The sequence below is a fragment of the Aeromonas sp. MR16 genome (genome assembly GCF_022549315.1).
GTDB classification, from domain to species: domain Bacteria; phylum Pseudomonadota; class Gammaproteobacteria; order Enterobacterales; family Aeromonadaceae; genus Aeromonas; species Aeromonas aquatica.
Window position 1 is genome coordinate 292,160 of sequence record NZ_JAKZFK010000001.1, and the last position, 13,636, is coordinate 305,795.

Here is a 13,636-nt window from a genome sequence, read left to right on the forward strand (position 1 = left end):
GTTTTCAACGCCAACGGAAACGCTCCTAAAGGAACAAGAATGCGAAACATGATCACCATGGGCGAGTTCATCGTCAAAAAGCAGGCGGACTACCCTACCGCGACCGGCGAGCTGACCTCTTTGCTCAGCTCCATTCGTCTGGCTGCCAAGGTGGTGAACCGGGAGATCAACAAGGCGGGGCTGGCGGACATCATCGGCTCCATGGGCGCCGAAAACGTGCAGGGCGAGGTGCAGCAGAAGCTGGACGTCTACGCCAACGAGCGCTTCAAGGCGGCGCTGGAGGCGCGCGGCGAGGTGTGTGGCATGGCGTCCGAAGAGGAAGAGGACTTCGTCTCCTTCGATTCCGAGCTCTCCCGCCACTCCAAATACGTGGTGCTGATCGACCCCCTCGATGGCTCCTCCAACATCGATGTCAACGTCTCGGTCGGCACCATCTTCTCCATCTATCGTCGGGTCAGCACCCCGGGTGCCGGCGTGACCCTGGAGGACTTCCTGCAGCCGGGCAACCGTCAGGTCGCCGCCGGTTACGTGGTGTACGGCTCCTCCACCATGCTGGTCTACACCACTGGCTTTGGGGTCAACGGCTTCACCTACGATCCCTCCATCGGTTGTTTCTGCCTCTCCCACGAGAACATCCGTATCCCGGAGGAGGGCAAGATCTACTCCATCAACGAGGGCAACTACATCAAGTTCCCGGACGGGGTGAAGAAGTACCTCAAATACTGCCAGGAGCGGGACGAGGCGACCCACAGGCCCTACACCTCCCGCTACATCGGCTCCCTGGTGTCGGATTTCCACCGCAACCTGCTCAAGGGCGGCATCTACATCTATCCGTCCGGTACCAACTCCCCGAATGGCAAGCTTCGCCTGCTCTACGAGTGCAACCCCATGGCGTTTTTGGTGGAGCAGGCGGGCGGCAAGGCGTCAGACGGTTTCGGCCGCATCATGGATGTGCAACCCACCGCGCTGCACCAGCGCACCCCCTACTTCGTCGGCTCCACCAAGATGGTGGAGCGGGCCGAGGCCTTCATGCGGGAGTTCTCCGCCCACGAGGATCCGGCCAACCAGGGCTGATCTCCGGCTGAGAGCGGTGCGCATCGCATAAAAAACGGGAGCCATTATGGCTCCCGTTTTGTTTCGTGCTCGTCGACTACAGGCTGTTGTTGGCGAGATCCGTCAGCAGGCTGTCCACCAGCTTCAACCGCATGGCCCTGTCCTGGTTCGGCACCTGGAAGCGCAGGCGAGTCGGCCCGTCCATCTTGTAGATGCGCGGTTGCTCCGAGAGCAGCCTGACCAGGTAGCCCGGGTTGACCCTGGTGTCCTGGTTGAAGTCGAGATAACCGCCGCGCTCGCTCATCTCCACCCGGCGAATGCCGAGGGCCGTGGCGCGCTGGCGGAAGGCCGCGATCTCCATGAGCGTCTTGGTCGGCTCCGGCAGCAGGCCGAAGCGGTCGATCAGCTCCACCTTCAGCTCGCGCAGCTCCTGCTCGTCGGCGGCGCTGGCGATGCGCTTGTACATGGAGAGCCGCATGTTGACGTCCGGGATGTAGTCGTCCGGCAACAGGGCCGGCAGGCGCAGCTCCACCTCGGTGTGCTGGCTCATCAACTGCTCAAGGGACGGCTCTTTGCCGTTCTTGAGCGCCTCGACCGCCTGCTCCAGCAGCTCCATGTAGAGGGTGAAACCGATCGACTCTATCTGGCCGCTCTGATCGTCGCCGAGCAGCTCGCCCGCGCCGCGGATCTCCAGATCGTGGGTGGCCAGCGCGAAGCCGGCGCCGAGATCCTCGAGGGAGGCGATGGCTTCCAGCCGCTTGATGGCATCCTTGGTCATCAGCTTGGGATGGGGGGTGAGCAAATAGGCATAGGCCTGGTGGTGGGAGCGACCAACCCGGCCCCGCAGCTGGTGCAACTGGGCCAGTCCCAGGTGATCGGCGCGATCCATGATGATGGTGTTGGCGCTCGGCACGTCGATGCCGGTCTCGATGATGGTGGTGCAGACCAGCAGGTTGAAGCGCTGATGGTAGAAGTCCGACATGATGCGTTCGAGGTCGCGCTCGCGCATCTGGCCGTGGGCGATGCCGATGCGCGCCTCCGGCACCAGCTCGGCGAGATCGCCGGCGCACTTCTCGATGCTTTCCACGTCGTTGTGCAGGTAGTAGACCTGACCACCGCGCTTGAGCTCCCGCAGCACCGCCTCGCGGGTGACCGCCGGCTCCTGCTGGCGCACGAAGGTCTTGATGGCGAGCCGCTTGGCCGGCGGGGTGGCGATGATGGAGAGATCCCGCATGCCGGACATGGCCATGTTGAGGGTGCGCGGGATCGGCGTCGCCGTGAGGGTGAGGATGTCCACGTCGGCCCGCAGCGCTTTTATCTTCTCCTTCTGGCGCACCCCGAATCTGTGCTCCTCGTCGACGACGAGCAGCCCCAGATCCTTGAAGGTGAGCTCGGAGCCCAGCAGCTTGTGGGTGCCGATGATGATGTCCACCTTGCCCTCGCGCAGCTCTTTGCGCACGGCGGTCTGCTCCTTGGCGGAGCGGAAGCGGCTCAGCACCTCGACCCGCACCGGCCAGTTCGCGAAGCGATCGCGGAAGTTGTCGTAGTGTTGCTGGGCCAAGAGGGTGGTGGGTACCAGCACCGCCACCTGCTTGCCGCCGTGCACCGCCACAAACGCCGCCCGCATCGCCACCTCGGTCTTGCCAAAGCCCACGTCGCCGCACACCAGTCTGTCCATGCTCTTGGCCTGGCACATGTCCCCCAGCACAGCGTTGATGGCGTTGAGCTGATCTTCGGTTTCCTCGAACGGGAAACCGGCGGCAAACTGGCGGTAGGCTTCTTTATCGTGCTTGAAGGCGAAGCCGTGGCGCGCCGCCCGCAGGGCGTAGACATCCAGCAGTTCCGCCGCCACGTCGCGGATCTTCTCCGCCGCCTTGCGCCGCGCCTTGGTCCAGGCCTCGCCGCCGAGCTTGTGGCTGGGCGGATTGTCCGACCCGGTATAGCGGCTGATCAGGTGCAAGTTGGTGACCGGCACGAACAGCTTGTCGCCACCGGCGTATTCCAGGGTCAGGAACTCGGTGGGCAGGCCGCCGGCATCCAGGGTCTCGAGGCCGAGATAGCGACCGACCCCGTGATCCAGGTGCACCACCGGCTGGCCCTGAGTCAGCTCGCCCAGGTTGCGGATCACCGCATCCGAGCTCAGGTTCTTGCTCTTCTCCCGCTGCCGTTTGCTGCGGATCTTGCCGCCAAGCAGCTCGGTCTCGGTGATGAGCGCCAGCTCATCCTGACCGGGTTCTTGCAGCAGGAAGCCGCGCTCCAGCGGGCTGACCAGCAGACCGTGGCGGGCCTGGCTCGCCAGGAAGGCGTCCAGGGAGGGGAACTCCTTGGGTTGCAGCGCGATGCGCGCCAGCAGATCGCCGAGCACCTCGCGCCGCCCCTCGGACTCCACCGCAAACAGGGTGCGGCCGCCAAATCCTTGCAGGAATTTATCCAGCGTCAGCAGCGGCAGCTCCTTGCTGTGATCGAGCTGCAAGTCGGGCAGGGGGGCCGTGGCCAGATTGTGCTGACCGGCGCCGCCGTCGGTGGGCTCCGCCTGCAGCCGCACAGCGCCGTATTGGCCGAGCGCCGCAAACAGCTGCTCCACCGGCAGATAGATCTGCTGGGGTGGCAGCAAGGGACGGGTGTTATCCCAGCGTCTGTCCTCGTAGCGCTGGCCAATATCGTTCCAGAAACGCTGGGCGGCAGGATAAATCTCTCCCACCGTGATCAGCAGGGTATTGTCCGGCAGGTAGTCAAACAGGCTGGCGGTCTGCTGGAAGAACAGCGGCAGATAGTATTCGATGCCGGCGGGCCAGCGCCCCTTGCTCACCTCCTGATAGACGGAGCCCTCGACACGGGACAGCTCGAACTGCTCCCGATACTGGCCACGGAACAACTCGATGGCCCCTTCGTCGGTGGGAAACTCCCGGGCGGGCAACAGGCTCACCGACGTGACCGGCTCACTGGAGCGCTGGGTCTCGGGATCGAAGGGACGGATGGAGTCCACCTCGTCATCGAAGAAGTCGATACGATAGGGGCTGTTGCTGCCCATGGGGAAGAGATCCAGCAAGGAGCCGCGGGCGGCAAACTCACCGTGCTCCAGCACCTGCTCCACCGCCACGTAGCCGGCCTCAGCTAGGCGTCCCCGCAACTGTTGCAGGTTGAGGCGTTGGCCCGCTTTCACCAGCAGGCTGTATTTGTCGAGATAGACCTGGGGGGCGCAGCGCAGCATCAGGGTGGAGATGGGCACGATCAGCACCCCGTTGCTCATCTGCGGCAGCTTGTAGAGGGTTTCGAGCCGCTGGGAGATGATGTCCTGATGGGGGGAGAAGGTGTCGTAGGGCAGGGTTTCCCAGTCCGGGAACAGCAGCACGGGGCAGCCCTTGTCGGCCAGCAGGTGCTGCAGTTCCTGCTCGAGGCGCAGCGCACTCGGGGTATCGGCGGTCACCAGCAGGACGGGGCGGTCGGCCTCGGCGGTGAGGCGGGCGGCAACCAGCGCCAGGCTGCTGCCGGCCAGCTGGCCGAGCGTTAACTTGTGGCCCGCTTTGGCGGGCAAGGCGGGGAGTGTCATTGGCATCATCGGATTCTTTTAACGTTGATCTTGGCGGTGGTTAGCGCTGACGCTCTTGGGCACGCAGCTTGAGCTGTTTCGATTGCACATGCAGGCTGGCGCGTACCAGCAGTTCCCGGTCATCTTCACGGATGCGGGCATAGTCGAGCAATACATGGGTGCCGTGTTCGCCAGACTCAAGGTGTTTGACTTCGGCATAGCAGTAGACGGCGGCCGCCTCTTCCCGCAGGAAGATCTTGAGCCGCACTAGCTGGTGGAGCTGTGGCAGCTCGCCGTGGCCCTGGCGCGGGTGCAGATAGGTGAGCTGGCCGGCGCCAAAGCGCAGGGTGTGGAAGCGATGCTCGGGGTGATCCTGCGCCGCCAGCACATAGCCCATGATCATGTCGATCTTGCGGGACTGCTGGTTGATGATCTCCACCAGATCGTGCATCGATTCGAGCTGGTTGCGCAGCAGACGGCTGTTGACCAGATCGATAGAGGTGATGGCGGAGGCGATGCGAAAGGGCTCGGGCAATTCGGCGTCCAGCGCCTCCAATGTCGGCAGGTGAAAGTCGGCCGGCATGGGGATCACATTGACCGGCGTGGCGTGGGTGACGCTGAAGAACTGTTCCTGCATGGAGGCTATCCCTTGTTGTCATAGTCTGTTTGGCTTTATTATCCGGCATCTTATTTTGTTGGCAACGTAGATATCCTTGAAGACTGGACTTTTTCAGCCGCTATCGCTGGCCATCGGCCTGCGTTATGCAGGCTCACGACGCAGTAACCGCTTCGTCTCCTTCATCTCCCTGTTTTCCACCTTCGGCATCGCCATCGGGGTCGCCGCCCTGATGGTGGTCATCTCGGTGATGAACGGCTTCGAGGGGCAGCTCAAGGGCCGTATCCTCGGGGTGATCCCCCATGTGGTGGTGACCAATCCGGCGGGGCGCATCGATGCGGCGCCCGCAGGCCTGCCCGACTTGGCCAAGCTGCCCCACGTGGTCGCCCATGCCCCCATGCTCGACAGCGAAGGCATGTTGCAGAGCCCGGGGCAGCTCACCGGCGTCAGCGTGCAGGGCATAGATCCGGCGCATTGGCCCAAGGATGACATCCTCCATGCCCAGATGCTGGGGGGGCGCCTCAACAGCCTGCAGCGCGGTGAATACCACATCGTGCTGGGGCAGGGGGTCGCCAACCGTCTCAAGGTGTCGATCGGTGACGAGGTACGTCTCATCCTGACCGAAGGCACCCGCTTCACTCCCTTTGGCCGGGTACCGGCCCAGCGTCTGTTCACCGTCTCCGGCATCTTCGGGGTCGGCGCCGACGTGGATAGCCAGGTGGCGCTGATCGCGCTCGGCGACGCCCAGCGCATGCTGCGCCTGCCCGAGGGCACCGTCGGTGGCATTCGCCTCTGGCTGGATGATCCTTTCGCCGCCGATCAGGTGATCAAGACGCCGTTGCCGGACGGGTTGGAGTGGCAGGACTGGCGCCGCGAGCGCGGTGAGCTGTTCCAGGCGGTGGCCATGGAGAAACGCATGATGGGGCTGATGCTGGTGCTGATCATCGCGGTCGCCACCTTCAACATCCTCTCCGCCCTGGTGATGGTGGTCACCGACAAGGAGGGAGAAGTCGCCATCCTGCGCACCATGGGCATGAGCGAGTCTGGCATCGTCAAGATCTTCATGGTGCTGGGTGCATCCAGCGGCGTCATCGGCGCCCTGTTCGGTGGCCTGGCGGGGCTGGCGCTCTCCCTGGGGCTCAACCCCTTGCTCGATGCGGTGGGCCTCAACCTCTATATGGCCGCCGGCGGCTCGGGCCTGCCGGTCATCGTCGAGCCCTCCCAGGTCATCACCATCTTGCTTGGCGCCGTGCTGCTCAGCTTCAGTGCCACCCTCTATCCGGCGGCCCGTGCGGCCCGGGTGAAACCGGCCGAGGCATTACGTTATGAATAGCGCCCTGAACAATTCATCTTCTGTTGTAACATCCCCCCGAAGTGGAGTCCCCTCTATGAATGAACCTTTGCTGCGCTGCGAGGCCCTGAATCATGTCTATCAAGAGGGCAATCTCGAGACGCAAGTGCTCAAGGGGATAGACTTGTCCGTGGCCCCCGGCGAGATGCTGGCGGTGGTGGGCAGCTCGGGATCGGGCAAGACCACCCTGCTGCACCTGATGGGGGCGCTCGACAACCCCTCCAGCGGCGCCGTGCTGTTCAAGGGGCAGGACATCCATCACTGGGACAGCCGTACCCAGGCGAGATTCCGCAATCAGGAGCTGGGGTTTGTGTATCAGTTCCACCACCTGCTTGCCGAGTTCACCGCGCTGGAGAACACCGCCATGCCGCTGCTGATCGCCGGGGAATCGGTGGCCAGTGCCAGCGAGAAGGCGACCCGGATGCTGGGGCGGGTGGGGCTCTCCCATCGCCTGCACCACAGACCGTCCGAGCTCTCAGGTGGCGAACGCCAGCGGGTGGCCATCGCCCGCGCCCTGGTCAACGAACCGAGCCTGGTGCTGGCGGATGAGCCCACCGGCAACCTGGATCACGCCAGCGCCACCGCCGTCTACGAGCTGCTGTGCGAGCTGAATCGGGAGCTGGGCACCGCCTTCGTGGTGGTCACCCACGACTTGAGCCTGGCCGCCAAGCTGCACCGGCGGGTGACCCTGGTGAGCGGCATCATGGCGGAGGTCGCCTGATGTTCAAACCGCTGCCCCTGTTTCTGGGCCTGCGTTATAGCCGCTCCCGCCGTCGCAACGGCTTCATCGCCTTCATCTCGGCCTCCTCCCTCATCGGCATCGCCCTCGGGGTGATGGCGCTGATCCTCGGCCTCTCCGCCATGAACGGCTTCGAGCGCGAGCTCAAGAACCGGGTACTCTCGGTGGTGCCTCACGGCGAGCTCGTCGGCATGGAGGCACCGCTGCCCGATTGGCCCAGGCTGCGGGATTACCTGCTGGCCCAGCCCGGCATCGAAGCCGCCGCCCCCGTCATCCGTCTCGATGGCCTGCTGGAGCACGGCTCCGCCTTGAAGGGGGTGCAACTGCGCGCCGTGCTGCCGGAGCTGGAGGCGAACCTGTCGGACGCGGGCAACTACATGACGGGCCGCGGTCTGCGCGAGTTGCAACCGGGCGAGCAGGGGGTGATCCTCGGCAAGACCATCGCGGACAAGCTGGGCGTCGCCATTGGTGACACCGTCGCCCTGCTGCTGCCGCAGGGGGGGGATGCCGCGGGCATCAAGAACCCCAAGCGGGAGGCGCTCAAGGTGGTGGGGCTGTTGGAGATCGGCGGCCAACTCGACGGCCTGCTCGGCTTTATGCACCTGACCGATGCCCAGGCCATCACCGGCATGGGCAGCGCGGTGGAGGGCTTCAGCCTCAAGGTCAATGATGTGCTCAAGGCGCAGTCCATCACGGTGGCGGCGGCGAGCAAGTTCCCGCACTACGTCTACATCAGCAGTTGGATGAGCCGTCAGGGCTACCTCTATCAAGACATCCAGATGGTGCGCACCGTCATGTACGTGGTGATGCTGATGGTGGTGGCGGTGGCCTGCTTCAACATTGTCTCCACTTTGGTGATGGCGGTGAACGAGAAGCGCAGCGAGATCGCCATCTTGAAGACCATGGGGGCGAGCCCCGGCCAGATCCGGCTCACCTTCGTCATCCAGGGGATGGTGAACGGGGTGGCGGGCGCCTTGCTCGGGGCCCTGCTCGGCGGCCTGCTGTCGAGCAAGCTGACCCAGATCCTGAGCGTTATCGAAAAGCTCATCGGCCATCGCTTCCTCAACCCGGACATCTACTTCATCGACTTCCTGCCAACCGAGCTGCACCTGCAGGATCTGGTGATAGTCACCAGTGCCGCCATCCTGATGAGCCTGCTGGCGACCCTCTACCCCGCCTGGCGGGCGAGCGGTCTGGTGCCGTCCCGGGAGTTGGGGCACTGAATGCCAGTGGTGACATGACAACAGATGACATAACAAAAAGGGCCCGTCGGGGCCCTTTGTTTTGGATGAACAAAAGAAGTTTGCTTTGCGTTTAGGCTACCTGAAGGCTCGATTCAATGCAGGAATGCTTAAAGGCAGTGTTAGTGCGCATTCAATTCATCGAGAGGCAGTGAGAAACTCGCCACGAACACGTCGATAAAGTAGCGCATGGCCGGGTTCATCCGTGCGTCCAGCATCTGCTCAAGCCGCTTGCGGGCGGGCTCAAATTCCCGGTTGCCGGCGTTGATTTCCTCCAGACATTTTGTATAAGCGCAGAGGGTATCCGCATCCTTCACCAGCTTCGCGAGATCGCCGTCCTGGGCGGCCGATTGTACGCGAGAGTCGAGCAGGGGACGAAAGTCCTCGATGAGCTCCGGCGGCAGCATCCCCAGCAGGCGCTGCTCGGCCGCGAGCTCTATCTTCTTGTATTCACGGGCTATCTCGGGGTTGAAATACTTGACGGGGGTGGGCAAGTCGCCCGTCAGCACCTCGCTGCTGTCGTGGTAGAGCGCCATCACGGCGGCGCGGTTGGCATCGACATTCCCCTCAAACAACCGGTTGCTGATGACCCCGAGGGCGTGGGCTACCATGGCGACCTGCAGGCTATGCTCGGCGATGTTTTCGGGCTGGATGTTGCGCATCAGGGGCCAGCGGTAGATGAGCCGCATACGGGCGAGGTTGGCGAAGAAGTGGCTGGGCAGCATGAAGACCTCGAGAGATGACAATGAAAAAGGGCAGACCCTAGTCTGCCCTTTTTTTCACGTCGGTTCACGTCTTGGCTGTCAGCGGATATAGCGACCGGATTCGGCCTCGTGGTTGGTCACTATCATCTGGCCGATGGGGGCCAGCGCTATCAAGGCGAGCTTGAGGTGCTGGATGCCGAACGGGATGCCGATGATGGTCACGAAACAGGCGAGGGCCGAGGCGATGTGGCCGATGGCGAGCCAGACCCCGATCACCAGGAACCAGAGGATGTTGCCGACGAGCCCCAGGGCGCCGGTGCCGATGTCGCTCTGGCCGGTCATGGACTTGCGGCTCACCGCCTGCTTGCCGAACGGGAAGAAGGTGAAGGTGCCGATGACGAAGCAGGCGCGACCCCAGGGGATCCCGATGAGGGACACGAAGCAGAGCAGCCCGGCCAGCCACCAGGCCAGCCCCATGAAGACGCCCCCCAGCACAAACCAGATCAGGTTAAACAAGAAGCGAAAAAAGGACATTTGGGTCACTCCAGACTCATAAGTTGGTTGTCACCATAGCGATCCGTACTCGGGGACGCAATGGCTGATGCGAGAAGGTGGACAATTTGGGTCGCAGCCCCCAAGAGAGGGGGGCTTGGTGGCGATGTGGATGAAAAAAACCGGGACTTGGCCACAAAAGAGTGAGCAAGTGCAAAATATTGCTAATCCGTTACTTGAACTCGGCGCCCGCTTTCCCCATATAGAGGGCAGTCTTGCGCAAATTGTGCTGTCTGTGCCCCGGATGGGGGATGTGCGGCTCGACGCGACCAATGTGCGCCGCTATAATGTCGCGTCATATTTTCTCATCACAAAGACAGTCGTTGTCTTTATAAACAGGAAGACTCCGGGGCTTTGCCCAGGGGCAATAAAGGGTCAGCACACAGTGCTGAGTTGAACGAGGTAAAAGAATGCAAGTTTCTGTAGAGACAACCCAAGGTCTGGAACGCCGTCTTACCATCACAGTACCGGCTGCTACCGTTGACGCCGCCGTGCGTAAAGAATTGAATGGCCTGGCCAAGACTCGTCGCATCGACGGTTTCCGTCCTGGCAAGGCTCCGGTTGCCATCATCAAGAAGATGTTCGGCGCCATGGCTCATGCCCGCGTTGCCGATGAAATGATGCAGAACAACTTCATCAAAGCCATCATCGAAAACAAACTGAGCCCGGCCGGTGCGCCGACCATGGATCCGAAAGAGATCAAGGAAGGCCAGGATTTCGAATTCACCGCTACTTTCGAAGTGTACCCGGAGTTTGAAGTTGCAGGCCTCGAGACCATCAAGGTTGAGAAGCCGGTTGCGACCGTCAAGGATGAAGATCTGGCCAACATGATCAACACCCTGCGCAAGCAACACGCTACCTGGACCGATGTTGACGCCGCTGCCGCCAATGGCATGCGTGTCACCCTGGACTTCGTTGGTTCCATCGACGGTGAAGAGTTCGACGGCGGCAAGGCCGAAGGCTTCTCCCTGGAGCTGGGCGCTGGCCGCATGATCCCGGGCTTCGAAGATGCCATCCTGGGCAAGAAAGCAGGCGACGAGTTCACCATCGAGGTGACTTTCCCGGCTGACTACCACGCCGAAAACCTGAAAGGCAAGGCGGCCAAGTTTGCCTCCAAGCTGATCAAGGTGGAAGAGCAGGTTCTGCCTGAGCTGACCGAAGAGTTCGTCAAGCGTTTCGGCATCGAGAGCGGTTCCGTTGACGAGCTGAAGGCCGAAGTGCGCAAGAACATGGAGCGCGAGCTGGCTCAAGCCCTGAAAAACAGCGTGAAAGAGCAAGTGCTGAACGGCCTGGTTGAAGCCAACCAGATCGATCTGCCGAAGGCTGCCGTTGCCCAGGAAATCGACACCCTGCGTCAGCAAGCGCTGCAGCGCTTCGGTGGCTTCCAGGGCGGTAACGCTCCCGAGCTGCCGGCCGAGCTGTTCCAGGCGCAAGCCGAGCGCCGTGTGCGCGTTGGCCTGCTGCTGGGTGACGTCATCCGCACAAACGAGATCAAGGCTGACGACGCCCGTGTGACCAGCATCATCGAATCCATGGCCACCGCCTACGAAGATCCGAAGGAAGTGATCGAGTACTACCAACAGAACGAGCAAATGCTGAACGGCGTGCGCAATCTGGCGGTGGAAGATCAAGCCATCGACCTGATCCTGTCCAAGGCTCAAGTGACCGAGAAAGAAGTGGCCTTTGACGAAGTGATCAACAAGTCCGGTGCCGCTGCCTAAGAACATTTGACTTAAGGTCAAAACTGTTAAGTATAATGGCTCGTGTGATCTCCACTCGGGCCATTTTATTTTAGGGACAATGCCTTATGTACAAGAACTATAACGATGTGACTGAATCCCCACGCAATGCGCTCATCCCTATGGTGGTCGAGCAAACGGCTAAGGGTGAGCGTTCTTACGACATCTATTCCCGTCTGCTCAAAGAGCGGGTGATCTTCCTGACCGGTCAGGTTGAAGATCACATGGCGAATCTGGTGGTGGCTCAGCTCTTGTTCCTCGAATCCGAGAACCCGGATCAGGACATCAGCATCTACATCAATTCACCGGGTGGTGCCGTCACTGCGGGGATGTCCATTTATGACACCATGCAGTTCATCAAGCCGGATGTCAGCACCGTCTGCATGGGGCAAGCCTGCTCCATGGGGGCCTTCCTGCTGGCCGGTGGTGCCAAGGGCAAGCGTTTCTGCCTGCCGAACGCCCGCGTGATGATCCACCAACCCCTTGGCGGTTTCCAGGGCCAGGCATCTGACATCCAGATCCATGCCCAGGAGATCCTGAAGATCAAGAATACCCTGAACGAGCGTCTGGCCTTCCATACCGGGCAGGACATGGCCACCGTCGAGCGTGACACCGACCGTGACAACTTCATGTCGGCCGAGCAGGCTGTGGCCTATGGCCTGGTCGATGGCATCCTGAGCCAGCGTGGCTGAGCAGGGTATTCCGGACTGTTGTAAACTCAACAGAACGATCCATCCTCTATTGATAGAACGAGGTTGCTGAATGACAGAGAAACGCAAGGGTGAGGGCGACAAGCTGCTTTATTGCTCTTTTTGCGGCAAAAGCCAGCATGAAGTGCGCAAGTTGATCGCGGGCCCTTCCGTCTACGTATGTGATGAATGTGTCGAGCTGTGCAACGACATCATCCGCGAGGAGATCCGCGAGATCTCCCCCAAGCGCGATGGTAGCGAACTGCCGACCCCTCATGAAATTCGTGCGCACCTGGATGACTATGTGATCGGGCAGGAGTACGCCAAGAAGGTGTTGGCCGTGGCCGTTTACAACCACTACAAGCGTCTGCGCAGCGGTAGCGAAGCCGGTGGTGTGGAGCTTGGCAAGTCCAACATCCTGCTGATCGGTCCGACCGGCAGTGGCAAGACCCTGCTGGCCGAGACGCTGGCTCGTCTGCTGGATGTGCCCTTCACCATGGCCGATGCCACCACCCTGACCGAAGCCGGTTACGTGGGCGAGGACGTGGAGAACATCATCCAGAAGCTGCTGCAAAAGTGCGACTACGACGTGGAGAAGGCCCAGCGTGGCATCGTCTACATCGACGAGATCGACAAGATCTCCCGCAAGTCGGACAACCCCTCCATCACCCGCGACGTGTCCGGGGAAGGGGTGCAGCAGGCGTTGCTCAAGCTGATCGAGGGCACTGTCGCTTCCGTGCCGCCGCAAGGAGGCCGCAAGCATCCGCAGCAAGAGTTCTTGCAGGTCGATACCTCCAAGATCCTCTTCATCTGTGGTGGCGCCTTCGCCGGTCTGGACAAGGTGATCGAGCAGCGTTCCGTCAAGGGGACCGGCATTGGTTTTGGCGCCGACGTCAAGTCCAAGAATGCCAAGGCGACCTTGAGCGAGAACTTTGCCAAGGTGGAGCCGGAAGATCTGATCAAATACGGTCTGATCCCCGAGTTCATCGGTCGTCTGCCGGTGGTGGCGACGCTCACCGAGCTCGACGAGGCTGCCCTCATCCAGATCCTGAAAGAGCCGAAGAACGCGCTGACCAAGCAGTATGCTGCCCTGTTCGCGCTGGAAGAGGTGGAACTGGAATTCCGTGACGACGCCCTGAACGCCATTGCGCGCAAGGCGATGGAGCGTAAAACCGGTGCCCGGGGTCTGAGATCCATCGTCGAAGCCGTGTTGCTCGACACCATGTATGACTTGCCCTCCCTGGAAGGGGTCAGCAAGGTGGTGATCGACGAGACGGTGATCAAGGGGGATTCCGCCCCGCTGATGATCTACGACAATCCCGAGACTCAGGCTGCCGCCTCAGAGTAACTGGCTGATCTTTAATCACATAAAGGGGCTTTTTGCCCCTTTCATGCTTTTTACGGCCAAGGCGATTGAATCTCA

At 61.7% G+C, this 13,636-nt stretch carries 11 protein-coding genes; 7 read left to right on the forward strand and 4 right to left on the reverse strand.

Translation table 11 applies throughout. The features are described 5' to 3' along the window. Positions 1-39 precede the first annotated feature (39 nt). Complete coding sequence (gene fbp, locus MM194_RS01180; RefSeq protein WP_033129944.1) at positions 40-1,074, forward strand: class 1 fructose-bisphosphatase; 1,035 nt, start codon at positions 40-42, stop codon at positions 1,072-1,074. Between the two features lie 76 nt (positions 1,075-1,150). Here the strand turns inward: fbp and mfd are convergent, their stop codons facing one another. Both mfd and MM194_RS01190 read right to left on the reverse strand, forming a co-directional pair. Next, entirely contained in the window at positions 1,151-4,612 is a 3,462-nt protein-coding gene (gene mfd / locus MM194_RS01185; RefSeq protein WP_241342366.1) for a transcription-repair coupling factor, read from the reverse strand. A 31-nt stretch (positions 4,613-4,643) separates the two neighbouring features. After that, the gene (locus tag MM194_RS01190) at positions 4,644-5,219 is read right to left on the reverse strand and encodes a hypothetical protein (RefSeq protein ID WP_033129946.1); all 576 of its coding nucleotides are present in this window, start codon (positions 5,217-5,219) and stop codon (positions 4,644-4,646) included. Positions 5,220-5,295: 76 nt separating this feature from the next. Between MM194_RS01190 and MM194_RS01195 the strand changes: the two genes are divergently transcribed. The 3 genes from MM194_RS01195 to lolE are packed head-to-tail and all read left to right on the forward strand — an operon-like array spanning position 5,296 to position 8,511. Continuing rightward, positions 5,296-6,531 carry a lipoprotein-releasing ABC transporter permease subunit gene (locus MM194_RS01195; protein WP_241342367.1) on the forward strand — a complete coding sequence of 412 codons (1,236 nt, stop codon included), beginning with the start codon at positions 5,296-5,298 and terminating at the stop codon, positions 6,529-6,531. 55 nt (positions 6,532-6,586) lie between these two features. Further along, entirely contained in the window at positions 6,587-7,270 is a 684-nt protein-coding gene (gene lolD / locus MM194_RS01200) for a lipoprotein-releasing ABC transporter ATP-binding protein LolD (protein WP_033129948.1), read from the forward strand. Further along, complete coding sequence (gene lolE, locus MM194_RS01205) at positions 7,270-8,511, forward strand: lipoprotein-releasing ABC transporter permease subunit LolE (protein ID WP_241342368.1); 1,242 nt, start codon at positions 7,270-7,272, stop codon at positions 8,509-8,511. Before lolD ends, lolE begins: the two co-directional genes overlap by 1 nt. A 140-nt stretch (positions 8,512-8,651) precedes the next feature. On the opposite strand, the gene yfbR is transcribed toward lolE, so the two are convergent. Both yfbR and MM194_RS01215 read right to left on the reverse strand, forming a co-directional pair. Then, positions 8,652-9,254 (reverse strand): 5'-deoxynucleotidase, encoded by a 603-nt coding sequence (gene yfbR, locus MM194_RS01210; RefSeq protein ID WP_241342369.1) that lies wholly within the window; start codon positions 9,252-9,254, stop codon positions 8,652-8,654. Between the two features lie 78 nt (positions 9,255-9,332). Next, positions 9,333-9,767 carry a YccF domain-containing protein gene (locus tag MM194_RS01215; RefSeq protein WP_033129951.1) on the reverse strand — a complete coding sequence of 145 codons (435 nt, stop codon included), beginning with the start codon at positions 9,765-9,767 and terminating at the stop codon, positions 9,333-9,335. A 428-nt stretch (positions 9,768-10,195) separates the two neighbouring features. On the opposite strand from MM194_RS01215, the gene tig reads away from it, so the two are divergent. The 3 genes from tig to clpX all read left to right on the forward strand — a co-directional run bounded on the left by tig (position 10,196) and on the right by clpX (position 13,561). After that, positions 10,196-11,506 (forward strand): trigger factor, encoded by a 1,311-nt coding sequence (tig, locus tag MM194_RS01220; protein ID WP_033129952.1) that lies wholly within the window; start codon positions 10,196-10,198, stop codon positions 11,504-11,506. An 86-nt stretch (positions 11,507-11,592) separates the two neighbouring features. Further along, positions 11,593-12,216: an ATP-dependent Clp endopeptidase proteolytic subunit ClpP gene (clpP, locus tag MM194_RS01225; RefSeq protein ID WP_033129953.1), complete on the forward strand. Its 624-nt coding sequence runs from the start codon at positions 11,593-11,595 to the stop codon at positions 12,214-12,216. Positions 12,217-12,286: 70 nt separating this feature from the next. Next, positions 12,287-13,561 carry an ATP-dependent protease ATP-binding subunit ClpX gene (gene clpX / locus MM194_RS01230; protein ID WP_033129954.1) on the forward strand — a complete coding sequence of 425 codons (1,275 nt, stop codon included), beginning with the start codon at positions 12,287-12,289 and terminating at the stop codon, positions 13,559-13,561. The last annotated feature ends 75 nt before the right edge of the window (positions 13,562-13,636 follow it).